General features: G+C 72.3%; 15 protein-coding genes. 6 read left to right on the top strand and 9 right to left on the bottom strand.

The features are described 5' to 3' along the window. Positions 1-368 precede the first annotated feature (368 nt). Both ACP4IX_RS10870 and ACP4IX_RS10865 read right to left on the bottom strand, forming a co-directional pair. Complete coding sequence (locus ACP4IX_RS10870; protein WP_426555375.1) at positions 369-743, bottom strand: VOC family protein; 375 nt, start codon at positions 741-743, stop codon at positions 369-371. Between the two features lie 176 nt (positions 744-919). Continuing rightward, positions 920-2,263, bottom strand: a complete 1,344-nt coding sequence (locus ACP4IX_RS10865; protein WP_426555374.1) for an APC family permease — start codon at positions 2,261-2,263, stop codon at positions 920-922. Between the two features lie 362 nt (positions 2,264-2,625). On the opposite strand from ACP4IX_RS10865, the gene ACP4IX_RS10860 reads away from it, so the two are divergent. Beyond that, entirely contained in the window at positions 2,626-3,537 is a 912-nt protein-coding gene (locus ACP4IX_RS10860) for an NAD-dependent protein deacetylase (RefSeq protein ID WP_426555373.1), read from the top strand. Between the two features lie 280 nt (positions 3,538-3,817). Further along, entirely contained in the window at positions 3,818-4,867 is a 1,050-nt protein-coding gene (locus ACP4IX_RS10855) for a pentapeptide repeat-containing protein (protein WP_426555401.1), read from the top strand. A gap of 316 nt (positions 4,868-5,183) precedes the next feature. Here ACP4IX_RS10855 and ACP4IX_RS10850 read toward each other — a convergent pair whose 3' ends face one another. Continuing rightward, complete coding sequence (locus ACP4IX_RS10850) at positions 5,184-5,759, bottom strand: helix-turn-helix domain-containing protein (RefSeq protein WP_426555372.1); 576 nt, start codon at positions 5,757-5,759, stop codon at positions 5,184-5,186. Positions 5,760-6,052: 293 nt separating this feature from the next. On the opposite strand from ACP4IX_RS10850, the gene ACP4IX_RS10845 reads away from it, so the two are divergent. The 3 genes from ACP4IX_RS10845 (at position 6,053) to ACP4IX_RS10835 (ending at position 8,785) form a co-directional block, all read left to right on the top strand. Then, the gene (locus ACP4IX_RS10845) at positions 6,053-6,700 is read left to right on the top strand and encodes an FMN-binding negative transcriptional regulator (RefSeq protein WP_426523463.1); all 648 of its coding nucleotides are present in this window, start codon (positions 6,053-6,055) and stop codon (positions 6,698-6,700) included. 38 nt (positions 6,701-6,738) lie between these two features. After that, the gene (locus tag ACP4IX_RS10840) at positions 6,739-7,446 is read left to right on the top strand and encodes a B3/B4 domain-containing protein (protein ID WP_426523464.1); all 708 of its coding nucleotides are present in this window, start codon (positions 6,739-6,741) and stop codon (positions 7,444-7,446) included. Positions 7,447-7,708: 262 nt separating this feature from the next. Then, positions 7,709-8,785: a P1 family peptidase gene (locus ACP4IX_RS10835; RefSeq protein ID WP_426555371.1), complete on the top strand. Its 1,077-nt coding sequence runs from the start codon at positions 7,709-7,711 to the stop codon at positions 8,783-8,785. 113 nt (positions 8,786-8,898) lie between these two features. On the opposite strand, the gene ACP4IX_RS10830 is transcribed toward ACP4IX_RS10835, so the two are convergent. From ACP4IX_RS10830 to ACP4IX_RS10815, 4 genes are all read right to left on the bottom strand, one after another. Beyond that, positions 8,899-9,654 (bottom strand): SDR family NAD(P)-dependent oxidoreductase, encoded by a 756-nt coding sequence (locus ACP4IX_RS10830; RefSeq protein WP_426523466.1) that lies wholly within the window; start codon positions 9,652-9,654, stop codon positions 8,899-8,901. A 272-nt stretch (positions 9,655-9,926) separates the two neighbouring features. After that, positions 9,927-11,270, bottom strand: a complete 1,344-nt coding sequence (locus ACP4IX_RS10825) for a GDSL-type esterase/lipase family protein (protein WP_426555370.1) — start codon at positions 11,268-11,270, stop codon at positions 9,927-9,929. A 583-nt stretch (positions 11,271-11,853) separates the two neighbouring features. Next, the gene (locus ACP4IX_RS10820) at positions 11,854-12,750 is read right to left on the bottom strand and encodes an aminoglycoside phosphotransferase family protein (protein ID WP_426523467.1); all 897 of its coding nucleotides are present in this window, start codon (positions 12,748-12,750) and stop codon (positions 11,854-11,856) included. A gap of 119 nt (positions 12,751-12,869) precedes the next feature. After that, positions 12,870-13,082 carry an MbtH family protein gene (locus ACP4IX_RS10815; RefSeq protein ID WP_426555369.1) on the bottom strand — a complete coding sequence of 71 codons (213 nt, stop codon included), beginning with the start codon at positions 13,080-13,082 and terminating at the stop codon, positions 12,870-12,872. Positions 13,083-13,170: 88 nt separating this feature from the next. On the opposite strand from ACP4IX_RS10815, the gene ACP4IX_RS10810 reads away from it, so the two are divergent. Then, positions 13,171-14,262: an alpha/beta fold hydrolase gene (locus tag ACP4IX_RS10810; RefSeq protein WP_426555368.1), complete on the top strand. Its 1,092-nt coding sequence runs from the start codon at positions 13,171-13,173 to the stop codon at positions 14,260-14,262. A gap of 75 nt (positions 14,263-14,337) precedes the next feature. On the opposite strand, the gene ACP4IX_RS10805 is transcribed toward ACP4IX_RS10810, so the two are convergent. Continuing rightward, a complete protein-coding gene (locus ACP4IX_RS10805) occupies positions 14,338-16,038 on the bottom strand; it encodes an ABC transporter transmembrane domain-containing protein (protein ID WP_426555367.1) in 1,701 nt (566 codons plus the stop codon). Continuing rightward, complete coding sequence (locus tag ACP4IX_RS10800; RefSeq protein WP_426555366.1) at positions 16,025-26,950, bottom strand: amino acid adenylation domain-containing protein; 10,926 nt, start codon at positions 26,948-26,950, stop codon at positions 16,025-16,027. Before ACP4IX_RS10800 ends, ACP4IX_RS10805 begins: the two co-directional genes overlap by 14 nt. Positions 26,951-26,952 lie beyond the last annotated feature (2 nt).

The following is a 26,952-nucleotide window of genomic DNA, read 5'->3' as shown; positions in this document are numbered from 1 at the left end:
CCCACGCACGTGGTGCCGGCGCCGACTCCCTCGGCTCCGGCACCGCGTGTTCGTCTGCGTCCCCGGCGGTCCGTGGACGGTCGGCCGCCCGGTGCGGGGGCAGCCGCTCCGCGCCGGGCGACCGGGACGCCCCGCGGTTCCCGTACGGCGCGCTCGTCGCGCCCCACGCCGGCCCGGAAATCGACACGTTCGCCGGGAACGGCCGGCCGAAGCAGCGCCGAGGGATGGCCGGTGAACCCGGCATCTGCTTCCTGGGCCTGCCGTGGCGGCGGCTGTGCCGGCGCAGGACGGTAGGCGCCCGGCTTCGCGCTCATGGCGCCCGTGCGGGCGGTGGCAGTCATCGAGGCGGGGCGGCGGGCCCGGGGGACTCAGTGGAGACAGAGGCAGAACGGATGGCCGGCCGGGTCCGCGTAGACCCGCCAATTGGCCTCCGTGCGGAGCTGGTCCGTCCGCTCCAGCACGGTCGCGCCGAGGGCGAGTGCACGCTTCTCCTCCCCGTCGAGATCGTCCACGTCGAAGTCCAGGTGGAGCTGTTGCGGGTGCTCCTGGCCGGGCCACGCGGGCGGCTCGTAACCGTCCACCCGCTGGCAGGCCAGCGGTGTCCCTTCGAACCCGTGCACCTCCACCCAGTCCGGGTCCTCCCGGTCCGCGACCACCCGGCCACCGAGCAGATCCGCGTAGAACTCCGCAAGCCGTACCGGATCAGCGCAGTCCAGCGCGACCGCCTGCAGCTTTCGAATCACTTCCGATCCCCTCGCTCTTCGGCCACATCCGCGACGCCCCGTACGGCCGTCCACGGACCGCCGGGACGCAGACGAACTCGGGAGGTGTCGTACCCGCTGTCGCGGCGGACATGCGAGGCGCACTCCGGACCGCCGCCGGTCGTCGTGGACGACTGCTCAGGCCTCGATGGCGCCGTTCACGCCTCGCCGCGTGCCTTCATCACCGCCTTGTTCAGCACCCACAGCCCGATGCCGATGGCCAGCAGCACGCCCGCCCGGATGTAGACGTGCGCGGGCCGGTCGGACAGGGGGCCGGCGAGAATGAGGGAGGTGGCCGCGCCCAGTACCGGCAGCGCCGTCGGCGTACGGAAATGCTTGTGCTCGACACGGTCGCGGCGCAGAACCAGTACGGCGATGTTGACGACGGCGAAGACGCACAGGAGCAGGAAGGCCGTGGTGTCGCCGAGGCCCGCGATCTCTCCGGTGGAGACCAGGCCGATGGCGAGCAGCGACACGAAGACGATGCCGACGACCGGAGTACGGCGCCGGGGAAGAACCCGGCCCAGGGCGCGCGGCAGGATGCGTTCGTTCGCCATGCCGTAGCAGAGCCGGGACGCCATCATGATGTTGATCAGTGCCGAGTTCGTGACGGCGAACAGGGCGATCAGCGCGAACAGCTTCGGTGGAAAGTCCAGCCCTCCGGCCTTGACGACCTCCAGCAGCGGGCCGCTGGAGCCTTCCAGCACGCGGTAGTCGACGAGCAGCGAGGAGACCAGGGCGACCAGGACGTAGATGGTCCCGGTGACGGCGACGCCGATGAAGATGGCGCGCGGAAACGTACGTGCCGGGTCCTGGGTCTCCTCCGCCATGTTGACGGAGTCCTCGAAGCCCACGAAGGCGAAGAAGCCGAGGGCGGTCGCTCCCAGCACGCTGGTCATCAGCGCGTAGCCGGAGCCCCCTGCCTGGAACTCGCCGAGTCGGGAGGGTTCACCGTCACCGGTGAAAACCGCCCAGGCACCGACGGCGAGGATGACGAACAGGCCGGTCAGTTCGACCAGAGTGAGGACCACGTTGGTCTTCACGGACTCGGACACGCCGCGCAGATTGAGGGCCGCGAGGGCGAGGACGAACAGGATGGCGATGAGGGTGGGCGGGAAGAGGTCCGTGAACTCGGCGAGGTAGTCGCCGCTGAAGGCGCGTGCCGCCGCGCTCGCCGAGGACAGGCCCGAACACATGACCATGAAGGCGACGATGAAGGTCAGGAACGGCACCTGGAACGCCTTCTGGGTGTACAGCGCGGCCCCTGCGGCTTTCGGGTACTTGCCGACGAGCTCGACGTACGAGGCCGCGGTGAGCACCGCCACGACGAACCCGATGACGAACGGCAGCCACAGCGCCCCGCCGACCTTGCCCGCGACCTGCCCGGTGGTCGCGTAGATGCCGGTACCGAGGATGTCGCCGATCACGAACAGGATCAGCAGTCTGGGGCCGATGGCCCGCCGCAAAGGGGTGTCGTCCGCTCCGTCCGGCGAGGCAGTCACGTCTCTTCCGCCTGTGGTCACGGAGGCTCCCCCTCGAGGTTTCGGCGCTGAACAACGTGTCCCCTGCCCGAGGGGCCGGGGAGTCATGCCCGGGCATACTGCATTCGGAAGCGCGCCGACGGGACCTTCCGACGTTCCCGCGCCCGGTCAGCGAACCAGGGGGAATCCGCGGCCGGCTGCGCCCCGGTTGCCGCGGTTGGGGCGGCACCCACTGACGCTGGTGTCCCGGCTTCCACCGCGTACACGACAGCCCGTCGGCGCCGGTGTCCCGGCTTCCGCCGCGTACGCGGCCGCCCGCCGGCGCCGGTGGACGAGTCGCCGCCGCCCGCGACCGGGGGCGGCCGGTTCCGTACCCTGGCGGCATGCGCATGCGCCCCACTCTGAGCTGGACGCCCACCGAGGATCTGCCGCCCGGTACCACGGATGTGGAGCCGGTCGCCGACGCGCTGAGCGCCGGTGGTGTACTGGTGCTCAGCGGGGCGGGCCTCTCCACGGAGTCGGGGATCCCCGACTACCGGGGCGAGGGCGGGAGCCTGAGCCGGCACACCCCGATGACCTACCAGGACTTCATCGCCGATCCCTGGGCCCGGCGCCGGTACTGGGCGCGCAGTCACCTCGGCTGGCGTACCTTCGGCCGCGCCCGTCCCAACACCGGGCACCGCGCCGTCGCCGCGTTCGGACGCCACGGACTGCTCACGGGTGTGATCACCCAGAACGTCGACGGCCTGCATCAGGCCGCCGGCAGCGACGGCGTCGTGGAACTCCACGGAAGCCTGGACCGGGTCGTCTGCCTCTCCTGCGGCACCTTCAGCCCGCGCCGTGAACTCGCCCGCCGGCTGGAGGAGGCCAACCCGGGCTTCGAGCCGGTGGCCGCGGGAATCAACCCGGACGGTGACGCCGACCTCACCGACGCACAGGTCGGGGACTTCCGGGTGGTGCCCTGCGCTCTCTGTGACGGCATCCTCAAACCGGACGTGGTGTTCTTCGGCGAAGCCGTTCCGCCGCGGCGGGTCGAGCACTGCCGCGAGCTGGTCCGCGAAGCGGCCTCGCTGCTGGTCCTGGGCTCCTCACTGACGGTGATGTCCGGGCTCCGGTTCGTCCGTCAGGCGGCTCAGGACGCGAAGCCGGTGCTGATCGTCAACCTGGACCCGACACGGGGCGACCGGCACGCCCTCACCCGGGTCGCGCTCCCGCTGGGAACAGCCCTCACCACCGTGGCCGACCGGCTGGGCATCCCCGTCGACGGCAGGCCGGCGGCCCCGGGCGAGTCGTGACGGTGGCGGACGTCAGCGCACCACACCTCACCCCACAGCCCGCCTCTCGCGCCCCACGCCGAGCCGCAGCCGGCCACCGTCTGCGGCTCTTCACGCCCCGGGCCGATCGGCCGACCGGCCGTTCCTCTTGATCATCCCTCGGGAGCTGCCTAGGCTCCCGGCCATGGAAACGGGGGGACCGCATCACGGTCCGAGGGGATCGAGCCGTCGGCTGGTCAGGGGGCGCGGAGTCGCAGCTGTGCTGGCCGGGACGGCGGTGGTGGTGGTCGTTCTGGGAACGATGTTCGTCGTCCTGCCGGCTGTGGTGGTCGATCACGATCTCGCCGGGTCGAGCGTTGCCGCACAGGATCGGCTGAAGGCCGTGAACGATGTCCGAACGACGCTTCTGCAGGTACTCGCCGGTCTCGTCGTGCTCTTCGGCGCGTCCGCCACCTGGCGGCAGGTACGGGTGAGCCAGGAAAGTCTGCGCGCCACTCAGGAGGGGTACGTCACCGATCGGTTCAGCCGGGCGGTCGACCAGCTCGGCAGCGACAAAATGGATGTACGCATCGGCGGGCTGCACGCCCTGCGGCGGATCGCGGAGCAGTCCGCCCGCGACCGGGACGCCGTCATCTCCATCCAGGCCGCGTACCTGCGTACGCGTCTGCCCTGGCCGCCCACCGGCCCCGAGTCGCCGGCGGCGGACGTGGCCATCAACGACATAGCACCGCTGGAGACCCGTGTCGCCGACGCCCAGGTGGCGCTGACCGGGCTCGGCTCTCTGTGCCGGCACCGGGAGGAGTCATGGGTCAATCTCAGCGTCACCGATCTGCGCCGCGCCGACTGCGACGGGCTGGGGTTGCCCGAGGTCAACTTCGACCGCGCCTGCATGGAGGCGGCGGGCCTGTACCACGCCAATCTGACCCAGGCCTCTCTGGTCTCGGTCAATCTGCGGCACGCCGATCTCACCACGGCGATTCTCCGACGGGTCCGTTGCGTGCTGGCCGATCTGCGGGGTGCGAAACTGGTCCAAGCCGATGTGCGCGACGCCGACTTCACCGGGACCGACCTGCGCGAGGCGAACCTGCGCAAGGCCGACGCACGTGGGGCGGTCTTCCACCGCGCCGACCTCCGCATGACCGATCTGCGCGGCACGGACCTGAGCACCGCCGACCTCGCCGAAGCACGCCTGACCGGTGCCCTGGCCAGTGACCGCACCCGCTGGCCCGTCGGCTTCGACCACCCGGCCGCCGGAGTCGTCGACACCGATGACCCGGGCCCCGAACCCTCGCCCCTGCTTCAGCCCCCGGGCATGACGTGGCAGGCGCCGCCACTGCGGTCCACCCAGTAACCGGCGCGGTCGGACACAGCCGCGTCCCAGCCTCCGGGCGCGGCGACTGCGCCAAGGGCAGGCGAGGGCGATCGCGCTCGCGTCCTCGATGCCGTTCGCCGCGGCGAGTGATCGCCGTCCGCCACCGAGACGTCACGGCCCGAGAACGGTGAAGTGAATGTGGCCCGCATTTCGCCCGTCCGCTTCGGCGGTGCGACGCCGGTCCTGCCGCGGCTCGGCGGAATCGGACCCGCGGGCCTGCGCCGGCCGGCACCGAGACCGTGGTCGCGGGGTCGCTCACTGCCGACCGCGCCCCCCCGGGTCCCGGCCGGCAGCGTCACCCTCTCGTGGGCGGGATGTGGACGGTCATGATCAGGTGGCAGGTTTCGGTCCCCGAGCCGCGGTAGGTGTGGGCGGTGTCGCCGTCGTAGGTGGCTGTCTGTCCGGCTTCGACGGGGTGCTCGGTGCCGTCGACGACCAGCGTCATCCGGCCGTGCACGACACTGACCGTCTCCACGACGCCGGCCTGGTGCGGGTGACTGGGGTACTCCTCCCCCGGCTCCAGCTTCCAGCGCCACACCTCGACCGGGGCCGCTCCCGGGGTGGTCAGCACGAGCCGGGCCTCGCTGCCCCGCTCCCCGGCCCACAAGGGCCTGACGGCGTCCGCGGACACCACTCGGACACGGCCTTCGGCCGGTCCGTCCATCAGGGCGGACACCGAGAGACCGAGGGTGTCCGCGAGGCGGACCAGAGTGGCGAAGTTCGGGTTGCCCTGGGCCTTCTCCAACCCGACCAGGGCACCCTTGCTGACCTTCGCCCGTCGGCCCAGTTCGTCCAGGGACAGCCCCGCGCGCGTGCGTGCGGCTCTGACGTTGTGCGCGAGGGCGCGCAAGGCCGCCTCTGCCTCGAGCACTTGATCACCGTCCTGACGTCTTACAGCACTGGAATGGACCGCACGGTCATTTGGTTGACAACCTGCGGTCGTTTCATTGTACGGTCGAGTCGTTCCACCGTGAAGCCCGGTGGCCTTGCCGGCTGCAGGGCGGCAGGTGCCGGGCACCGTGCCGGGCGGGGCCCGGACCAGCTCGCGGTCGACCTGCCGCTGTGACTCCTCCCGGGCGCCTCGCCGGCTGACCACCGCCGCCGTCGCCGCCGGCCCGCTCGCTGTCATCCGAACCGCCGCACCCTCCACACAGGGAGAACCCGATGTTCATCCAGCCCTGGGACGCCGCCCTGGACGAAGCCGAATGGCGGGCCTGGGTCGGCGACGGTCACGATTTCGGGCAGCTCAGCGTCAACGGCCTGCCCGGCCAAGCGCCCCTCACCGTTCCCACCCACTTCACCACCGACGCCGGCCGGCTGCTGGTCCACCTGGCCCGGCCCAACCCGCTCTGGAAGGCGATCGAGAACGACCCGAACGTCACCTTCACCGTCATCGGCGACTACGCCTTCATCCCCGGCCCCTGGCGCGCCAGGCCCGAGGACCCGCCCACCGACGGCGTTCCCACCAGCTACTACGCGGCCGTCCAGTTCATCTGCCGCGCCCACATCATCGACGAGCCCGAGGCCAAGGCCGAGCTGCTGCGCCGCCAGATGGCGCATTTCCAGCCCGACGGCGACCACGCCTCCATCGACGCCGACCGCCCCCCGTACGGACGGATGCTTCCCGGAATCCGAGGCCTGAGGCTGGAAGTGCTCGAAGTGCGGGCCAAGTTCAAGTACGACGACCACAAACCGGTGGCACACCGCACTGCCGTCGCCGGCCGCCTCACCGAGCGTGGCCAGGGCCTCGACGTGTCCACCGCACGCCAGCAGCTGCGCCGACTGGACCGCATCGGTCCGTGGAAGCCCTGACCCCTCCACCAGCACACGTACGAATCAGGAACCCCCTCATGACCGCCTTTCGCATCAGCCCCGCCGTCGCCGACGCATACCCCGACACACTCATCGCCCTTGTCATCGCCTCCGGTCTGCGCGGCCACGAAGCCTGGCCCGACACCACCGCCGCTCTGGAGAACCTGGAGCAGCAGCTCGCCGACGGCACCTGGCAGCCCGCCGACGAGAACGATCCCCGCATCGAGGCATGGCACACCGCCTACCGCTCCTTCGGCACCAATCCCCGCCGCATCCGCCCCAGCGTCGACGCCCTCGGGCGCCGCCTCACCAAGAAGCGTTCGCTGCCGCGTATCAACCCGGCCGTCGATTCCTACAACTCCGTCTCCGTCCGTCACGCACTTCCGGCCGGCGCCTTCGACCTCGACCACGTCACCGGCGACGTGGACATCCGCTACGCGGACGGCGGCGAGGAGTTCACCCCGCTCGGCGAGCCCGACACCGTCGAGAACCCCAAGCCCGGCGAGATCATCTACGCCGACACCGACGGCGTCCTGACCCGCCACTGGAACCACCGCGACGCCCACCGCACACGCGTCACCGAAGACTCCGCCCACGTCGCCTTCGTCCTCGAGACCCTCCACGCCACCCGCGACGGCGACTGCCTCAAGGCCGCGGCGGAGGAACTGCGGGGCCTGCTGGTCCCGCACGCCGAGCAGACCGCGGTGCACTACCTCAGCCCCGCCCATCCGCACGCCGGCATCTGACGTCGGCGGTGTGGACCCGGGCCGTATCCGCGCCCGTTCGGCCGGTGTACGCGTGCCCCCGCGACCGCCTGCCGACCCCCTGCGCTCACGCGTGAGCGCTCTCGGCGCGGGGCATGGCCTTCTTCGGTGCCCCGGGTCGGGCTCGGCCGGGCGCGGGCGTGTGCGGTTCTCCGGCCCGCCGCGCCGCCGGGTGAGCCGCTCGGACAGGGGTCGCCCCGCGGCCGGTATGCCTCTCGCCACCCAACGCGTAACGTCCAGCCGCATGGAAGCGCGGTCTCACCCACAGCCCCCGCCCGGCACCCCCCGACGCCGGGCCCGTGACCTCGGCATCATCATCGGATCTGCCGCCACCGGGCCTCTCAACGCGATCACCGATGTGCCGGGTGTCCGCGTCGGACACACCACCGTTCGCCGGCAGCCCGACGTACACAGCGGAGTCACCGCCGTCGTGCCCGACCTCGTCAGTCCTCGGACACCCCTGCCGGCCGGGGTGTTCACCGGCAACGGCTACGGCAAACTCATCGGCACCACCCAACTGGCCGAACTCGGCACACTCGAAACCCCGGTCCTGCTCACCTCCACCCTGTCGGCCTTCCGCGTCGCCGACGCCGTCGTCGGCTGGATGCTCCAGCGACCCGGATGCGAGAAGGTACTCAGCCTCAACCCCGTGGTGGGCGAGTGCAATGACGGCCTCCTGTCCGACATTCGCTCACGGCCCGTCCACGCCGAGCACGTCCGGGCGGCCCTCGACTCGGCCTCCGGCGGGCCGGTGGCCGAGGGCTGCGTCGGCGCGGGAACCGGCACCGTCGCGCTGGGTTTCAAGTCCGGCATCGGAACCGCCTCTCGTACCCCGGCCCTGGCAGGCCGGTCCTTCACTGCCGGGGTCCTGGTGCAGGCGAACTTCGGCGGCACGCTGCGGGTGCTCGGCCGCACCCTCACCCCGCGGTCCGTGTGCGTCGGCGCCGAGGGTCCGGTGCCGGCCGCGGACACCGGCTCGTGCATGATCGTGGTGGCCACGGACGCCCCTCTCGACGCCCGGCAGCTCACCCGTGTCGCGCGGCGGGCGGTGTTCGCCCTGGCCCGTACGGGCGCGGCCTACAGCCACGGCAGCGGCGACTACGCCGTCGCCTTCGGTACGCGACCGGGCGGTACTCCGGTGACGGATGCCGAACTCGGCCCGCTGTTCGAATCTGTCCTCGACGGAGTCGAGGAAGCGGTGCTCAATTCCTTGCTCGCGGCAACCACGACCACCGGCTTCGGCGGCCGGACCGTACCCGCACTGTCGGCGGACCTCCTGCTCGACGCCCTCGCATCCCCGCCGATACCGCCCTCCCACTGAGAGCCGAACCCCGCTCGGCCGCCTCCTCCCTGACAGCAGTGGGCCGAGCGGGGCGGGACAACCGTCAGCGTATTCGCGTCACTCGGCGGCTCTCGCGCCGCGGCAGGCGGGGCTCAGCGGAGTTTGATCGCACCGCCGTCGGCCATGATGGTCTGCCCGGTCATGTACTGGGCATCGTCGCTCGCGAGGAAGGCGACGATGGGGGCGACGTCACGGTCGGGGTCGCCGAAGCGGCCCAGGGGGACCTTGGCCGCGGACTGCGCGTACTGCTCGGGGCGCGCCTCGGCCCACTGGGCCACACCTGCCGTCATGGCCATCGGGCAGACCACGTTGACGCGGATGTTGAGCGGTGCCCACTCGTTGGCCACCACGCGGCTCAGTCCGCGGATGGCCTCCTTCGTCGCCGCGTAGGACGCCTGGTTGGGCTGGCCGTCGAGGCCTGCGCCGGAACCGAAGTTGATGACCGTCGCGCTGCCGGCCTTCTTCAGTTCCGGCAGGGCGGCGAGCATGAAGTTGCGAGTGGCGTACAGGCTGGTGTTCATGGCGAGGTTCCAGTCGTCGTCCGTCTGCTCCTCGAACGGCTTCTGGCGCGACACGCTCGCGTTGTTCACCAGGACATCGAGCTTCCCGAAGCGTTCGGCGGCGGTCGCGACGGCACGGTCGGCGACGGTCCGGTCGGACACGTCGCCGCGGAGGAAGACCACCGACTCGCCCATTTCGCGGGCGAGCGCCTCTCCGGCCTCCTCCTGGAGGTCGACGACCACGACCCGGGCGCCGCGCGCGACGAACAGTTTCGTGATGGCGCCGCCGATGCCGGACGCACCTCCCGTGACGATGGCCGACTTGCCTTCGAGGCTGAGGGAATTCATGGGTCGCTGCCTTTCGTGAACGCCTGCGGTCCCGGTTCGGACGGAGAGCGGGGGCCTCCTGGACGTCCTTGTGCGTCGTCACCGGCGGCCACGACGCACTGCCCGCCACACAAGCGCTAATATGTATTATGCACTTCATATGCACAGTACACATATCACTGTTTGCATGCAAACAAGGCCGGCGATGGCATGCCCCCCGGTGCAGGGCCGGCCGGGGCCGGGGCCGTCAATCGCTCACACGGTCGCGTTCCGCGGGACCGCCCTGGCGCAGGTCATCGGCCCTCATGCCATCGGCGGCCCGACGCTGTCAGCATCGGGAGCGAGATGATGTCGGCGAGAGCCTGCTGACCGGCGATGTTCGCGTGTACTCCGTCCCCCGTGTCGTACGGCGGGTAAATGCTGTTCGGCTCCACGGGGTCCTTGAGTACTTGGTCGAAGGGGAGAACGCCGTCACAGGTACCGCCGCACCTGTTCCACTTCGACACGAACGTGCCGACGGTGTGCCGGTCGCGGTTGTTCTGGTCGGTGTAGCCCGGGCGGGGGGTGATGGGCGTGACGTACACCTTGATCCCCGCGGCACGCAGCCGCTGGAAGACCTCCCGGTAACTCGCCAGGATCCCCGCGGCATCGCAGCCGGCCGCGAGGTCGTTGGTGCCGTAGTAGTAGAGGACCCCGGTGACTCCGTGCAGCGACAGGACGTCTCGTTCCAGTCGGGCGGACGCGTCCAGGCCACGCACGGATTCGCCGATGCCCGGGCAGGTCCCGGCGCTGGTGGTGCCGCCGATACCGGCGTTGACCACGGCGAACCGCCGCTCCGGAGGGAGTTCTGCGGTGATCCGCCGGGCGAGGACGTCCGTCCACCGGAGGTTGGCGCCCGGCCGGCTGCAGTCCCGCCCGCAGTTCGTCGATCCCGACCCGTCGACCACCGAACTGCCGTAGGCGACGAGGCTGCCCCGTAGTCGCGGGTTGCGCACGTCGACGGCGCTGACCAGGTAGGTGGAGCCGGTCGTCTCGGTGAATGCGGCACCGGTCGTGTCACCGGTGTGGTCGCCGGAGCCTGCCGCGGTCAGGTAGTTGGTGCGAAAGGCACTGTCGTGCCGGCCCGGGATCACCGTGCCGGAGACCGAGAGCGACACCGCGACGTCGTCCTGGGCCTCGGTCTTGAGCACGGTGGTGTCACTCCACACCTCACCGCCGGCCGGTACGACGACCTCGCGCCGACCGTCGAACGTGACAGGCCGTGGGCGGCCTTCCGTCGCGGCGCCCGTGCCGCTGCTGTGTCCCACCGTCGCCGCGTCGACGGTGAGGGGTGTCTCGCCGAAGGTGTTCTGGACGCGGATCCGGAGTGCGTCGCCTCCCTGACTGAGGTGGGTGATCATCCGAACGGACTGATCACGCAGCGGGGTGGGGGCGAGGCTCTGCTGGGAACTCGCCCAGGACGTGAACCAGGCGTTGGCCCCGGGGTGCCTGCCTGACCGGGTGTCGGCGGGGGTGGCCGCGGTCGTCGCGGACGCGGCGAGGCACGAGGAAGCCAACGTGAAGGCCAGGCCGGCCGCGATGCGTCTGGCCGACGGAGCCTGGGCGGGACTGAGTACCCGGGCAAGGAGACGGTGCATGGGTGCCTGCCTTCCGACGTGGCTGGACGGGTCGGTCATCTGCACGAGCGTCCGTGGAGCGGCCCCGCGTGGTCTCCCGTGGTCCCCCCCTCCTCCCCTCCTCGGTCCGTCCTCGGTCGGACGGCAGTCGCGTGAACGCGGCCCCGCGTCGTCGCTCGGCTTGCTCCGCGTCGCCTCCACCACTCGCGACGCTCCGATGACCCCAGCATCGTAGACACCAACGCCGCGCCGCTGAAAGCGTGTTGCAGTTGTCGTCCGGCTTCGCCCGTACGGAATCCTCCGGGCCGGCGGTGCCGCGGCGGCCCGGGGACCACTTCGTGACGGTCTCCGAGGAACCCCACCCCGGCCGGGCCGCCACCAACGGCCGCCATGACATCTCCGGCCCACCGGCCGGCACCGCTGTTCCGCAACGAGCCGTCGTCGCCGGCGACCGGATGCGGACCGACGACGCTGCCGCCACGCGGTCCGGGGAGCTGCCCGCTGCGGCCCGGACCGCAGCACGGGCCGGCGGCTCACCTCGGGGAGCGGGGCGTGCCGCGCCCGGCGGTGGCCACGGACGGGCCGTAGACGCGGACGGCTCGCGTTACCCGATGAGCGCCTGCGTGATCTGCCGAGTGGTCTGCGCGGCGATCCCGGGGTTGGTGGCGGCGTAGGAGAGGTGTGCGTTCAGGCCGGTGGCCAGGGCCCAGCCCCGGCCTCGGGTCCAGGTGGCGTCGTCCACGCCGAGCGCGGCGCGGAAGGCGGCCCGGGGCCCGGCCGACATCAGGGTGTAGGCGATGGTCAGGTCGCAGGCCGGGTCACCGATGCCGAGGCCGCCGAAGTCGATGACCGCGCTGAGGCGGCCGTCGACGGTCAGCAGGTTGCCGGTGTGGAAGTCTCCGTGGAACCAGACCGGAGGGCGTTCCCATCCCGAGGCACTGAGCGCCGCGTCCCACAGCTCGGTCATGGCAGCCTTGTCGAACGCGCCGTCGACCTCCGCGATGGCCGCGCGCGTCGCCTCGTCCCGAGCGGCCAGCGGCTGGTCGGTGAGGTCGTCCACGGGGCCCCGGGCCGGGGCCTCCTCGGGTGTGAACCGCTGAAGCGCGGTCAGGAATCCGGCCAGTTCGACGGCGGTCTCGCAGGAGTCGGCCAGCGCGTCGGCGGTGGCCACCTCCCCGTCGATCCAGCGGGAGACCGCCCACGGCCAGGGATATCCGAGGCCGGGTTCCCCCACCGCTACCGGGACGGGGACGGCCAGAGGCAGGTGCGGGGCGAGCCGGGGCAGCCACTCGAGTTCCTTCCTGGCCTGCCCGATGGCGCCGGCATGACGGGGAAGCCGGACGGCGAGCTCCTCACCCAGCCGGTGGATCACGTGGTCCGAGCCGGCCGGTTCGAGCAGCCTCAGGGGCAGCTCCGCCCACTGCGGGAACTGCCTGTCGACCAGGCGCCTGACCAGTGAGGTGTCGATCGGGGGGCGGGGCGGGGTGCTCGCGGTTGCCAAGGACGGCTCCTGACGTCGGCCCGCTGCGTACGGCGGGCGGTCCCGGCCATCACAGTGCGTCGCGGGCCCTCCTGTCGACCGAATTCCCGCGCTGCCCTCAGCATCGGACGTCAGGCGCGTCAGGCGTCCATGGACTCGGCGAGTGACCGGGGGCGCAGATCGGTCCAGTTGGCTTCGACGTATTCCAGGCAGGCGTCCCGGGTGTTCTCCTCGAAGACGGTCGTCCACCCCCCGGGCACCTCCGCGAAGGAAGGCCAGAGCGAGTGCTGCCCCTCGTCGTTCACGAGGACGAGGAACCGGCCGTCGGCGTCGTCGAACGGGTTGGTGCTCATACGCGGTACCTCCGAGAGAATTAGGTTAGGCTCGCCTAATCGCGATTGAGCTTAGCCTTCTCGCTTTCCGCTCCACAAGGAGACGTTCATGAGGTCGGGGGACGACGCCTTCGCCGCATTCGGGCTGTCCGGGGCGCCCGGCACCGAGGCCTTCTGGGCGACCGCGAGGGCCCCCGCGTCGATACCCGACGGCGACGGCTGGACGACCCTGTTCCTGCGGCGCGGTTCCGAAGCGGCGACCACGGTCTTCGAGAGCTGGTCGGAGCCGGTGCCCCTGCGACGGTGGGGCGACACGGACTGCTGGTACGCCGAGGTGCGGATGCCGGCGCGGCTGCGGGTCACGTACCGGTTCCTCGTGGGTGACGCGGCGTACGCGGACCCGCTCAACCCGGTCGGTGCGGGCGGTGACCGGTCCATCGCCGCTACCCCGGACGCCCCCGCGCAGCCGCACTGGCCCCTCGTCGACGGCACCGACGCGGTACTGCCCCTCCCCCGCACCCGGCTCCGCTGGAGCAGCGAACGGCTCGGCGGGCGGCGTACCGTGCGGGTCCATCCGGCGGGCGGCGGCGGACCGGTGGTCCTGCTGCTCGACGGGGACGACTGGCTCCACCTGCACCCGGCGGCGACCGCGTTCGACTCGGCCGTCGCCGGTGGCGCGATGCCGCCGGTCACGCTCGTCTTCCTGCCGGCGAAGGACAGGCCGGCCGAGTTCGGATGCCGTCCCGCGCTGTGGGAGGCGGTCCGGGACGAACTGCTGCCGCTGGTCGCGGAGTGCGGGGTGCCCGCCGACCGGGACCGGCTGGTCGTGGCGGGGCAGAGCCTCGGCGGACTCAGCGCGCTGTACGCGGCGCTGGAGTTCCCGGACCTGGTGTCCCGTGTCGCCTGCCAGTCGGCGTCGTTGTGGTGGGCACCCGGCGCCGCGGACCTGGCGGACCCGTTGGGCGGGCCGGTCGGCGGTGCCCTCGCCGCGCGCCTGCGCGGGCGGCCCGACCTGTCCGGTCTCCGGGTGGCTTTCGACGTGGGGGAGCACGAGACCCGGATGCTCCCCCACTGCGGCCTGGTGGAGGCCCTGGCCGAGCAGGCCGGTGCGACCGTGCGGGTCTCCCGGTCGGCGTCGGACCACGACCGGGCGGGCTGGCGGCACGCCCTGCTCAGGGACGTCGCCTGGGCACTCGCCTGAGGGCCGGCCACCGGGGCACCGACCGCCGGGTCACCGGGCGCCGGGTCACCGACCGCCGGGTCACCGACCGCCGGATCACCGGGCGACGGCCTGGCAGTAGGCCTCGTCGGTCGCGAGGAGGTTGCGATGCGTGTCCTCGGCGGTGATGACGCCGTCGTCCAGGACGAGGACTCGGTCGGCGGCGTCCAGCAGCGCCGGGCTGCTGGTGATCACGAGGGTGGTGCGCCCCCGGCGCAGCTTCGCGATGTTGCGTGCGACGAGTTGCTCGGTGACCGCGTCGACGGCGGTCGTCGGATCGCGCAGGACGAGGACGTCGGCGTCGGCGGCGAGAGCGCGGGCCAGGGAGAGCCGCTGCCGCTGCCCCCCGGAGAGGTTCGCGCCCCGGTCGCGTACGGCGTAGTCGAGTCCTTCGCGGTGCAGGGCGACGACGTCCGTGAGCATGGATGCCTCGACGGCCGCGGGGACCGTCCGGCTGGTGCCCGAGGGGTCGATGTTCGTGCGGAGGGTGCCCGCGAAGATCTCCCCGTCGTACGGGTTGACCAGCATGTGTGCGCGGACCGCCTCGATCGACAGGTCCGCGAGGTCCTGGCCGCCGACCCGCACCGCCCCCTCGTAGGCGTCCGGCGGGACGTTCAGGGCCAGGACCGACGCGAGGTCGGCCGCCGCGCGCGGCTGGTAGGCGGCGATCGCCACGAACTCCCCGGCGGACACCCGGAACCGCACCTTGCGCAGGGCCCCGTGCCGGAGGGAGTCGACCTCGAGGGCTCCTCCCGCGGCCGGCCGCTCCGGCCCCGGGGCCGTCACCGGCGGCGCGGTCAGGACCAGCGCCATCCGCTCGGCCGACGCACGGGCGATCATCACGTACTTGGGCATCTCGGAGAAGAGCTTGAGCGGTTCCATGATGAACTGTGCGAGCCCGACGGCCATGACGAGCTCGCCGATGTTGATCTGACCGTCGAACGCCAGCCGGCCCGCCGTCAGGGTCACGGCGGCGGCGAGGACCGCGTTGAGGGCCAGCGCGGTACCCGCGTACACGCCGTTCACCCGGGCGACGGTGACCGCCTGGTGCTTCGCCTCCGTGCTGACCTCCCGGTAGGAGCGGAACGCGGCGTGGTTGCCGCCGAAGCCGTGCAGCGGGCGCAGACCGATGATCAGGTCGGCCACCTTCGCACCGGCCCGTGCCACCCGGGCCTGCTGCTCGCGGGTGCTGGAGCCGATCCGTCTGGACATCACGCTCAGGACCGACAGGATCGCGACGGTTCCCACGATGACCAGCAGTCCGAGCCGGACGTCGGCCAGGCCCAGGGCGAGAGCCGCGATCACCACCGCGACCAGGGAGCTGATCAGCAGCGGCACCACCTCGATGATGTCGGCGGTCTGGTCGGCGTCCTCGGTGGCGATGGTCAGCACCTCGCCCGACTTGAGGTCGACGTCCCGGGCCACCGGCTGGAGTCCGCAGGCCGCTACCCGCACCCGCCAGCGGTGCGCCTCGGTCGTGTTGGCGTCCTGCAGGACGCGCATCCCGAACCGCCACGACAGCGACACGGTAGTGATGATCACGGCAAGGGCGGCGATCGAGACGGCGAGGGCCTCGGGACTCCGGTCGCGCAGGGCGTGTTCGACGATCAGCCCCAGCGCGATGGGGAAGGCCGTCTCACCGGCCTGGTACAGGCCCATGAGGACGGTGCCCCAGACCATCGCGCCGACGTTGCGGCGCAGGGCGGTGCGGAGGATGTCGGACCCCGGTCGGGGCCGCTGCGTGTCAGGCGTTGTCATCGAGGTGGCGCGCAATCGCTTCCGGGGTTCGCAGGGTGAACAGGTCGCGGATCGTGATCACAGGACCGTACTCGCGGCGGAGCAGTCCGGTCAGCCGCACCGCCAGCATGGAGTGCCCTCCCAGGGAGACGAAGTCGCTCACCGCGCTCACCTCGTCGTCGTCCAGGTCCAGTGCCTCGGCGAAGAACTCGCACACCTGGGTCTCGGTCCCGGTCCGCGGGCCACGCTCCCCCGCCGTGGTCAGCGCGCCCAGCGGCTTGGCCTCCGGCAACGTCCTGGTGTCGGCCTTCCCGTTCACGGTCAACGGGATGCCGTCGACCTGGGCGTAGTGCGTCGGGCGCAGGAAGTCCGGCAGCGCGGCGCCCACTTCGGCGGCGACCGCCGCCAGATCGGAGCCGTCCAGCACGAGGTAGGCGGCCAGCCGGCAGGCCCCGTCCACCTGCGGGTCGGGCTGGGCGACCGCGGCGACGAACCGCACCGCCGGGTGCGCCGCGAACACAGCCTCGACCTCGCCCGGTTCGACCCGGTGTCCCCGGATCTTGACCTGCTGGTCGGTGCGGCCCAGGTACGTCAGGTTCCCGTCGGGCCGCCGGACCACCAGGTCGCCGGTGCGGTACATGCGCTCGCCGGGGGCGCCGAACGGGCACGCCACGAAACGGTGCGCGGTCTGGGCGGGCTGTCCGAGATAGCCCCGGGCGATGCCGATGCCCGACACGTACAGCTCGCCGGGGACCCCGTCCGGCAACGGCCGCAGCCACGGATCCAGCACGTACACGTCCGTGTTGTCGATCGCGACACCCACGACCGGGTCCTGGCACTCGAAGGTGCCGACGCCGAGGGTGTTGATGGTGTACTCGGTGGGACCGTACAGGTTGTAGCCGACCGTCCCCTCGGTCCCGGCGAGCCGCTGCCACAGCGTCGGGGTGACGGCCTCGCCGCCCAGCAGCACCAGCGCCGGCCGGCGTGCCGGGTCGTCGAGCAGGCCCTCGGCCACCAGTTGCTGCGCGTAGGTCGGGGTCACGTTGATCACGTCGATCCGGTGGGCGAGGCAGTACTCGACCAGGCGGGGCGCGTCACGGCGGAGTTCCTCGTCGCAGATGTGCACCTCGTGGCCGTCGGCGAGCCACAGCAGTTCCTCCCACGACATGTCGAACGCGAACGACACGGTGTGCGCGATCCGGAAGGTCCGGTGACCGTGCTCCGCCAGCACCGGTCGGAAGATCCGGCGCTGATGGTTGATCAGCATGTTCGTGAGTCCGGCGTACTCGGTCACCACGCCCTTGGGCCTGCCGGTCGATCCGGAGGTGTAGATCGTGTAGGCGGGGTGCCGCAGCCGGTTCGGGTCGTCGGGCGCGAACGTCACGAACGGCTCGGCCTCGGGCAGCGGGCGGTCCAGCTCGATCAGGTCGCCGGTCAGGCGGGGCGACACGGTGCTCACGGTGAGGATCACCTCCGGGCGGGCGTCCGCCACGATCGCGGCGATCCGCTGGTCCGGGTGGTCCAGCTCCAGCGGCACGTAGGCGGCGCCGACGCGCAGTACGGCGAACAGCGCCACGATCGAGTCCGGGGAGCGCGGGATCGCGAGGCCCACGGTCGTCCCGGGTCCGACGCCGCGGCGGGCCAGTACACCCGCCACGGCGCGGCTGCGGTCGCGGAGAGCGGCGAAGGTCATGGTCGAGCCGTGGGCCACGAGCGCGACTCGCCGCGGGTCGCGGTCTGCCGCCCGGTCGAACCGGTCGACGACGGTGTCCGTGCCGATGTCGGTGCGTTCGGCGGGTTCGGGCTTCGGCCCCAGGCCCCGCAGTGCGCCCACCGGTCCGTTCGACCGGGCCAGGTCGTCGAGGACGCTCAGGTAGTCGTCCAGGAGACCGCGGGCGTTCTCCGTATCGTCGTCGCGGTACTCCAGCTTGACGGTGAGCTGTTCGCCGGGCGTGACGACCCAGGTGAACGGATAGTGGGTGGAGTCGTCGGCCCGGACCGAGGTGATGCCGTGCCTGGTGTTCATCTCGGCGAAGGCGTCCATGTCGAGGAAGTTCTGCAGCACGAACAGGTTGTCGAACAGGGTGCCGTGCCCGCCGGCCCGCTGGATCTCGCCGAGCCCGAGGTGCTCGTGCTCCATGGCCGCGACCCTGGCCGCCTGTACGGCCGTCAGGTACGCGCCCACCGTGTCGCCCGGCCGCGCCCGCGTCCACAGGGGCACGGTGTTGAGCAGTACGCCGACGATGCCGGACAGTCCCTCGCCCTCGCGGCCGGAGACGGTCACACCGAACACGGCGTCGCCGCGGCCCGTGCGGGCGCCGAGGAGGAGGCCGAAGGCGCCGGTCAGCACCGAGTTCAGGGTGACCCCGTGCGCCCTGGCCGCTTCCCGCAGCAGGTGCGACTGTGCGCCGGACAGCGTGTGTACGAGTGCGCGCGGCAGGTCGTCGGAGAGGGCCGGCGCCGGTCCGGCGAGCAGGGTGGGGCCGGAGAGGCCGGCCAGGTGGTCCGCCCAGAAGCGCTCCGCCACGGCGGAGTCCTTCGCGGCGAGCAGGCGGGCGTGGTCCTCGAAGCTCGGGGTGGCCGCGACAGCGGTCCGCGGTGTCCCCGCCAGGGCGTCCTGATAGGCGTCGAACAGGTCCCTCAGCACGATCTCGCGCGACCAGCCGTCCCACAGCAGCAGGTGGTAGCTGAGCAGCAGGCCGTCGCGGTCGTCGGGCCGGCGCACCACGGTCAGCCGGACGAGCGGCGGCTCACCGGGGTCGAAGCCCGTGTCGCGGTCCCGGGCGCGCAGGGCCTCGACCTCGGCGTCCGTGGCCAGTTCGACCGTGCGGACGCCGACCCGCCGGCCGGCGGAGAGGACCTGGACGGGGTTTCCGCCGGCGTCGGTCGTGAAGCCCGCGCCCACGACCGGGTGCCGTGCGATCACGTACGCCATCGCCTCGGCCAGCGCTTCGGTCTCCAGGCGCCGTTCGAAGGTGAAGTAGCTCTGCGCGACGTAGTGTCCGGCCGAGCCCGCCATCTGCGCCTGGAAGTACAGCCCCCGCTGGAGCGGGGTGACCGGTGCCGTGCGCTCGGCCGTCGCGGAGGCGTCCGCGATGCGTTCCAGCGCGCCGAGCCAGTGCTCGGTGATTTCGTCGGGGATGCCCTCGGCAAGGGTGAAGGCGGCGTGCAGGCTGCCGGTGGTCTCGTCGGTCCACGCGTTGACCTCGACGGCGTACGGGCTGCCCTGGTCGCCTCCGGTGAGGTGCGGCGCCTGGGACTCGCCGCCCCGGCCCAGGTAGTTGAACAGCACCTGCGGGCGGGCGGTCAGCAACGGTGCCGTCTGCGGGTTGAGGTACCTGAGCCCGCCGTAGGCGACGTGCGCACGCTCGTCCGGCTGGCGTTCGGCGATCTCGCGCGCCGCCGCGAGGGGATCGGTGTGCGGGGTGAGCCGTACGGGCGCGATGGAGGTGAACCAGCCGACCGTGCGGGTGTAGTCGTGGTGTCCGAGGACCGGGACCCGGCCGTGCCGCTCCAGCTCGATCGCGAGATCGGTGGGGGACGGCTGGATGCGGGTCAGCGCGGTGCGCAGCGCGCCGCACAGCAACTCGGTGAGACCGACGCCGAGTGCGGTGGGCGCGGTGCGCGTCACCCGGTGGGCCGCTTCGGGCGGGAGTACGGCCGTGGTCTCGCGCAGCCCGTCGACGGAGGGCAGCAGCGCGGGGGCCTGGAGCGTGGTGATCCAGTGGTCCAGGTCGCCGGTCGCGCGGGTGGCGTGGGACGTCAGTGCTTCGGCGTACTCGGCGTAGGACGTGGTCGGCGGTGGCAGGGGCGCGCCGCGCATCGCGGTGGCCAGGTCGTCCAGGAGGATCAGCCAGGACACCGAGTCGACGGCGAGGTGGTGCGCGGTGATCACGAGGGTCCGGCTCGTCTCCAGCCAGGAGAACGCGACGACGTCCCCGGACTCGGGGTCGAGCCGTCCGGCGGCCTCGTTCGCCGCCGTCGTCGCGTCGGTCGTGTCCGGTCGTACGACGGTGGCATCGCGGGTGGGTTCGGTGCGCAGTGCCCACACCCCGTGCTCGACGCGCAGCCGCAGACGGAGGGCCGGGTGCGCGGCCACGACGGCCTGCGCGGCGCGCTCGGCGTGGGCGAAGCCGGTGCCCTCGGGGGCCCGCAGGGTCCTCGCCTGGGCGAACCGGGTCAGGGAGCCGCCCAGTTCGCGCTGGCGCAGGATCACGGGCGTCGGCGGCAGCGGGCCCGTTGCGCGGTGTCCGGACGCGGACTCCGTGGCCCGCGGTGCCTCCGGCCCCGCCGCCCCCCGGGTCGCCAGGTGCGCGGCGAGCGCACGCGGTGTCCGGTGCAGGAACACATCCCGTGGCGCGATCGCGAGGCCGAGCGCCCTGGCCCGGTTGATCACGGTAATGGCCACGATGCTGTCACCGCCGGCCCTGAAGAAGTCGGTGTCACCGTCCACTTCGGAGCCGGGCAGGGCCTCGGCGAAGACGCCGACGAGCGCGGCGAGTACCTGGCCCGCCGCCGCCACCGGAGCATCGTCGTCCGCCGCCCGTTCGATCAGGGCCCGGCGGTCCAGCTTGCCGTTGACCGTCAGCGGCAGCGCGTCGGCCGGCCGCACCCGGCCCGGCACCATGTGCGCCGGCAGCTTCCTGGACAGCTGCTCGGTGAGGTCGCCGGGTATCCGGCCCATGACGTGCGCGACCAGGTGGTCGCCGGTGTCGGCCACGGTGACGGCGACGTCCACGACACCGTCGAGACCCCTGATCGCGGACTCCACCTCGCCCGGTTCGATACGGAACCCGTTGAGCTGCACCTGGTCGTCGGCGCGCCCGGCGAACCGCAGCTCGCCGTCGAGCGTGCGGCGGGCGAGGTCGCCCGTGTGGTACATGCGGGAGCCGTCCCCCGCGAACGGGTCGGCCACGAAGCGGGCCGCGGTGAGCCCCGGCCGCCCCAGGTAGCCGAGTGACACCTGGTCGCCGGCGACGTAGAGGGCACCCACCCGGCCCGGTGGCACCGGCCGGAGCCGGTCGTCGAGCAGGTAGGTGACCAGCCCGGCGAGCGGACCTCCGATCGGGCCGGCCTCGTCGCCCGGTGCGAAGTCCGCGTCGGTCAGCACCCGGTGGGTGACGTGGACGGTGGTCTCGGTGATGCCGTACATGTTGACCAGCTCGGGCGAACCGGTGCCGTGCCGCTCGACCCAGCCGCGCAGCCGCCCGAGGTCCAGCGCCTCGCCGCCGAAGATGATCCGGCGCAGCGCGGGGAGCGGCCGGCCGGCATGCCGGTCGGCCTCGATGAACCGGTAGAAGGCCGATGGGGTCTGGTTGAGGACGGTCACCCCGCGTTCGCGGACCAGCCGGTGGAAGTCGACCGGCGAGCGGGTCAGCCCGTACTCCGGGACCAGCAGCTCAGCACCGTGCGCCAGCGCGCCCCACAGCTCCCAGACCGCGAAGTCGAAGGAGAAGGAGTGGAACTGGACCCACACGTCGTCCGGGCCGGAGTTCATGTCCGGCCGGGTGCTCGCGAGCAGCGTCACCACGCTGGAGTGCGGCACGACGACGCCCTTGGGCCTGCCCGTCGATCCGGACGTGTAGATCACGTACGCGGGGTCGTGGCGGCCGGGTCCGGTTCCCGGGGCAGCGGTGGCCGGTGGTGGCTCGTCCCCCTGCACCAGCACACGGGCCGTCGGCACACCCGCCCGGGACAGCAGCCCCGCGAAGCGGTCGCGCCGGTCCGGGGCCACGAGGACGACCTGCGGGGCGGCGTCGGCGAGGACGTACTCCAGACGCTCGTCCGGGTAGGCCGGGTCCAGCGGGACGTACGCGCCCCCCGCGCTGACGATCGCGACCAACGCGACGACCTGTTCGACGGAGGGGGGTACGGCGACGGCGACCCGTTGCCCGGGTCCGACGCCGGCCGCGCGCAGGACCGAGGCCAGCCTGTCCTTGGCGTCCGCCAGTTCGCCGTAGGTCAGGGACCGGGTGCCGCCGTCGAGGCCGCACTGGGTGACGGCGGTGGCGGACGGGTCTCGGCGCGCGGCGGCGTCGAACAGCTGGTCCAGGGTCGTCGGGGTGATCGGCGCGGGTCGCCGGGTTCCCTCGGACGCCAGGTCGTCGACCACGGCGCCCGGGCGGGTGAGCAGGCCGATGAGGGTGCGGGTGAACGTGTCCAGGATCTTCCGGGCTCCCGCCTCCCGCAGCAGCTCGCCGTCGTGGATCAGGTTGAAGCGCGGGCGGCCGTCGGGGGTGCGCTCCACCACGAGCGTCAGCGGGTAGTGCGGGGCGCCCTCGTTGACGATGCCGGTGACGACCAGTGTGTCGTCCGGCCGCCGCAGACCGGCCACGTCGGTCGCCACGTCGAACACCACCAGGGTGTCGAACAGGGGGCCGGCACCGGCCTGACGGGCGATGCGTGCCAGCGAGACGTGCTGGTGGGCCAGCACGGCACTCTGGTGCGCCCTGCCCGAGGCGAGCAGGTCGCGTGCGGTGGTGGCGGCGGTCCACCGGGCGCGCACGGGGACCGTGTTGATGAACAGGCCCACCATGTCCTCGATGCCGGGCACGTCCGCGTCGCGTCCGGACACCGTGGAACCGAACACCACGTCCGTACCGTGCAGGATGCCGCCCAGCGTCACCGCCCAGGCGCTGTGCACGGCCACGCTCAGCGGCACGCCGGCCGACCGGGCGGCCGCGTCGACGTCCTGCTCCGGCACCGCCGCGGTGTCGGCGAACCGGTCGGACGGGGTGTGTCCCTCGGCGACCAGGGAGGGGCCGGGCAGATCGGCGAGCTGGTCGTGCCACACCCGGTCGCTCACCTCGTCGTCGCGTCCGGCGAGGAGGCGTACGTAGTCGGGGAAGCCGCCGAGCGGGTGCACGGTCCCCGGCGCGTGGTACTCGGCCAGCAGCGCGCGCAGCATGGGCGGCACCGACCAGCCGTCGGCGATGATGTGGTGCACGGTCTGCACCAGGACGTCGCGGCCCGGGCCCCCGCGGATGAGCGTGTACCGCATCAGCGGGCCGGTGGCCAGGTCGAACCCGGCGCGGCGGTCCTCCTCGGCGTGGGCCCGGATCTCGTCGTCGGTGATGCCGGGGCGCTCCAGCTCGGTGAAGGGCACCTCCACACCGCTCTCCAGCACCGAGACCACTCGGCCGTCGGCGAGGGCCACGAAGCGCGCGGCCAGGTTCGGGTGGAGCGTGAGCAGGCGGGTGGCCGCCGCCGCGAGACGGCCGGTGTCGATGTCGCCGTCCAGGGTCAGCAACTGCTGCTCGACATAGCTCCCCGTCCGGTCGTCGTCGTAGACCGAGTGGAAGTACAGGCCCTCCTGCAGCGGTGTCAACGGCAGGATGTCCCGCAGCGCCGGGCCGTCGAGGGCGTCGACGTCCGCCTGTGTGAGCGGCACCGGGGCGAAGTCGCTGGGCGAGTGGCCGCCCGCGTCGAGCGCGGCCAGCCCCGCCAGGGCCGTCCGGTAGTAGGACCCTATCGTCGCGATGTCGTCATCGGTGAACACGCCGTCGGGCCAGGAGATGGCGGTGATCAGCTCGTAGGCGCCGGTCGGGCCGGGTTCGGCGATCGCGTTGAACTCCAGGGCGCGCGGCAGGCGCATCCTCGCGTCCCGCCGCTCTCCCAGCCGGCCGGTGGTACGGGCGAGTCGCCAGTCGCCACGAGCGCCCGCGTCGAAGCGGCCCAGGTAGTTGAACAGCACCTGGGGTGCGGGCGCCTCGAAGTCGGTGCGGGCCAGGTAGCGCAGGGCGCCGTAGGAGACGCCGTTGTCCGGGACCCGGGACAGGTCCTCCTTGACCGCCTTGAGTGCGGCGGCCAGGTACCGGGGCGCGGTGAGGTCGGGGGCCGAGCCGGGGTCCACGGTCACCGGGAAGAGGGTGGTGAACCAGCCCACGGTCCGCGACAGTTCCGGCTCGAAGCCGGCGGACGGTGCCACGAACCGCCCCTCGCGGCCGTGGCCCTCGAGCTCGATGTGGGCGAACGTCTGGTCCTGGCCGAGGTCCCGGCGCCACCGGGCGAGGGTGACGGCGAGCGCGGTCAGCAGTACGTCGTTGACGCCCGCGTGGAACTTCGCCGGTGTCTCGCCCAGCAGCGCGGCCGTGGCCTCCGCGCCGATCGACACGGTCCGTACCCGCTCCTGTGCGACGGTGTCGGCCTCGGACAGCGCACGCCTGCCCACCGGCTCGTCCGCTCCCGGCAGGGGACGTCGGAAGTACGCGCTGTCCGCGTCGAAGGCCGCGCGCTCCAGCAACTGCGTCCAGCGTCGGAACGACGTGCCGGGCGGGGGAAGTTCGATCGGGGTGCCCGAGGCGAGCTGCCGCCATGCCGTGGCCAGGTCCTCCATCAGCACCCGCCAGGACACGCCGTCGATCACCACGTGATGGGCGACGAGGACCAACTGCCGTGCCGCGCGGCGCCAGACGGCACGCAGCATCGCGCCGCCCGCCGGGTCCAGCCGCTCGGTGGCGAGCGCCACGCACTCGTCGAGCGGCCGGTCGCTCTCCTGCCACCGCGAGGCCAAGGGGTCCGTCCCGCCCGCCTCCTCCGCTTCCGGGATGTCGAAGCTCCAGCAGTCGCCGCGCACCAGCCTGGCGCGCAGCATGGCGTGCCGGCCGACCACGGCGGCGAGGATCGCGTCGAGAGCGCCGGCGGTCAGGTCCGCCGGGGTGTTCAGCACCACCGACTGCACGAAGCCGTCGATCGCGTCCGTGGTCTCACCGAGCCACTGCACGATGGGCGATCCCACGACGGAGCCGGTCTCGACGTCGCGGTCGTCCACGACGGTGGTGTCCTCACGGCTCGCCACGGCCGCCAGTGCCCCCAGGGTGCTGTGGGTGAGGATCTGCCGTGCCGTGACGTGGAGACCCGCGTCCCGCAGTGCGCCCAGGAGCGAGATCGCCAGAATGCTGTCTCCGCCGAGCTGGAAGAAGTCCTGGTCGACGCCGGCCTCGTCCAGCCGCAGCAGCGCCGCGACCGCCGCGCACACGACGCGCTCGTTACGGGTGGCGGGCTGGACGACCGAGGCCGTCCCGGTCACCGGCTCGGGCAGCGCCTTCCGGTCGACCTTGCCGTTCGCCGTGAGGGGGAACTCGTCCATCACGACGATGTGGGCGGGCACCATGTACTCCACCATGTGCTCGCCGGCCCAGGCCTTCACGTCGGCCGCCCGCAGACCGTCGTTCCCGGTGGACGGGATCACGTATCCCACCAGGTAGGTGCCGCCGGCCGCGTTCTCCTTCGCGACGACGCAGGTGTGCCGCACCGCCGGGTGCTCGGCGAGGCCGGCCTCGACGTCCTCGGTCTCCAGCCGCATGCCGCGGATCTTGATCTGGTTGTCGGCCCGGCCGAGGAAGTCCAGCGAGCCGTCGGGGGTGTAGCGCGCGAGGTCACCGGTCCGGTAGAGCCGTGAGCCGTCGTTCGCGAAGGGGTTCGCCACGAACCGGGACGCCGTGAGGGCGGGCGCGTTGACGTACCCGCGCCCGAGGAGGAGGCCTCCGGCGTACAGTTCACCGCCGACGCCGACCGGGACCGGGCGCAGCTCGTCGTCCAGTACGTACAACTGGGTGTTGGGGTTGGCCTTGCCGATCGACGTCGACAGGCGTTCCGCCGCGCCCCGGTAGATGACGTGCGAGACGCCGATCGTCGCCTCGGCGGGGCCGTACCCGTGGTACATGGGGATGTCCAGCCGGGTACGGAACCGCTCGTACAGCTCCGGGGTCAGCACCTCACCGCCGCACCACACGTGCCGCAGGCTGTCGAGGCGCCCGGAGTCGCCGGCCATCTCCAGCAGCACGTCCAGCATGGACGACACCAGGTAGGTGAAGGTGACGCGCTGCTCGGCGATCACGCTCAGCAGATGGTGCGGGTCGCGTTCGCCGCCGGGCCTGAGGACCACGAGCCTCGCACCGGACACCAGTGGCAGGAAGATCTCGTTGATGGAGATGTCGAAGGACAGCGGTGCCTTGAAGAGTGACGCGTCGCCGTGGCCGAAGCCCAGGATCTCGTGGGCCTGCCACAGCAGGCGCTCGCTGATCGCCTCGTGCCGGATCATCGCGCCCTTGGGCCGCCCGGTCGAACCGGACGTGAAGATCACGTAGGCCAGGGCGTCGCCGAGGACGGTGACCTCGGCGCCCTCGGCGGGGTGGGATCCGAACCGCCAGTCGCCGAGGTCCACGGCCACGGCTTCCGGTTCGCCCGCGGCGTGCTCGCCCGAGGTGTTGAGCTGCGCCACGGCCCGGGCGTCCTCGATGACGACGGCCCGGCGCGCGGCGGGCCAGTGCGGATCCAGCGGCACGAACGCGCAGCCCGCCCGGAGCACGCCGAGCAGTCCGATCACCATGTCGGCGGAGCGTTCCAGGCAGACGCCGACTACCTGTTCGGCGGTGAGCCCGCGTTCGACGAGGTGGTGGGCCAACTGGGCCGATCTCTCGTCCACTTCGCGGTAGGTCAGCGTCCGCCGGTCGTCGACGACGGCTACGGCGTCCGGCCTGCTCCTCGCCTGCTCGCGGAACATCTCCACCAGGGTCGGACGGGCCCGGTCGACCCCCGTGTCGTTCCATTGGGCCAGTTGGGCGCGCCGCGCCGCCGCGCTGGACGGCCCGATGGTGCCGAGGGGCCGGTCCGGGAAGTCGGCCAGGTCGTCCAGCGCGAGCTGCGCGTCGTCCGGTACGACGCCTTCCGGGAGACGGATGCTCCGGCCGTCCGGTCCGATACCCCAGTCGCGGGGCGCCGAGCCGCCGTTGTCGACCCATCCGAGGACGTCGGCGAACAGGGTGCCCGGGGTGAGGTCGATGCCGTCGGGGCTCCGGCCCGTCACCCAGTACGACAGTCCGACGGCGCATGCCCCGGCGATGGTCCGGTCGGAGAAGTCGCCGGTGCGGCGGCGTATGCCGGTCAGGTGCGCGGGTGAAAGCAGAACGAGACGAGCGGTCGGTTCCGTCATCG

It is taken from the genome of Streptomyces sp. WG5 (assembly GCF_049974565.1).
In the GTDB taxonomy this organism is placed as follows: Bacteria; Actinomycetota; Actinomycetes; order Streptomycetales; family Streptomycetaceae; genus Streptomyces.
Note: the sequence above shows the minus strand (reverse complement) of the source record. Positions and strands in the feature narration are given on the sequence as shown.

What these genes read in the sequence shown, in the direction of transcription:
- ACP4IX_RS10860 (WP_426555373.1), top strand. Translation starts at nt 2,626, where the DNA reads ATGCGCATGCGCCCCACTCTGAGCTGGACGCCCACCGAGGATCTGCCG.
- ACP4IX_RS10855 (WP_426555401.1), top strand. Translation starts at nt 3,818, where the DNA reads ATGTTCGTCGTCCTGCCGGCTGTGGTGGTCGATCACGATCTCGCCGGG.
- ACP4IX_RS10845 (WP_426523463.1), top strand. Translation starts at nt 6,053, where the DNA reads ATGTTCATCCAGCCCTGGGACGCCGCCCTGGACGAAGCCGAATGGCGG.
- ACP4IX_RS10840 (WP_426523464.1), top strand. Translation starts at nt 6,739, where the DNA reads ATGACCGCCTTTCGCATCAGCCCCGCCGTCGCCGACGCATACCCCGAC.
- ACP4IX_RS10835 (WP_426555371.1), top strand. Translation starts at nt 7,709, where the DNA reads ATGGAAGCGCGGTCTCACCCACAGCCCCCGCCCGGCACCCCCCGACGC.
- ACP4IX_RS10830 (WP_426523466.1), bottom strand. Translation starts at nt 9,654, where the DNA reads ATGAATTCCCTCAGCCTCGAAGGCAAGTCGGCCATCGTCACGGGAGGT.
- ACP4IX_RS10825 (WP_426555370.1), bottom strand. Translation starts at nt 11,270, where the DNA reads ATGCACCGTCTCCTTGCCCGGGTACTCAGTCCCGCCCAGGCTCCGTCG.
- ACP4IX_RS10815 (WP_426555369.1), bottom strand. Translation starts at nt 13,082, where the DNA reads ATGAGCACCAACCCGTTCGACGACGCCGACGGCCGGTTCCTCGTCCTC.
- ACP4IX_RS10810 (WP_426555368.1), top strand. Translation starts at nt 13,171, where the DNA reads ATGAGGTCGGGGGACGACGCCTTCGCCGCATTCGGGCTGTCCGGGGCG.
- ACP4IX_RS10805 (WP_426555367.1), bottom strand. Translation starts at nt 16,038, where the DNA reads ATGACAACGCCTGACACGCAGCGGCCCCGACCGGGGTCCGACATCCTC.
- ACP4IX_RS10800 (WP_426555366.1), bottom strand. Translation starts at nt 26,950, where the DNA reads ATGACGGAACCGACCGCTCGTCTCGTTCTGCTTTCACCCGCGCACCTG.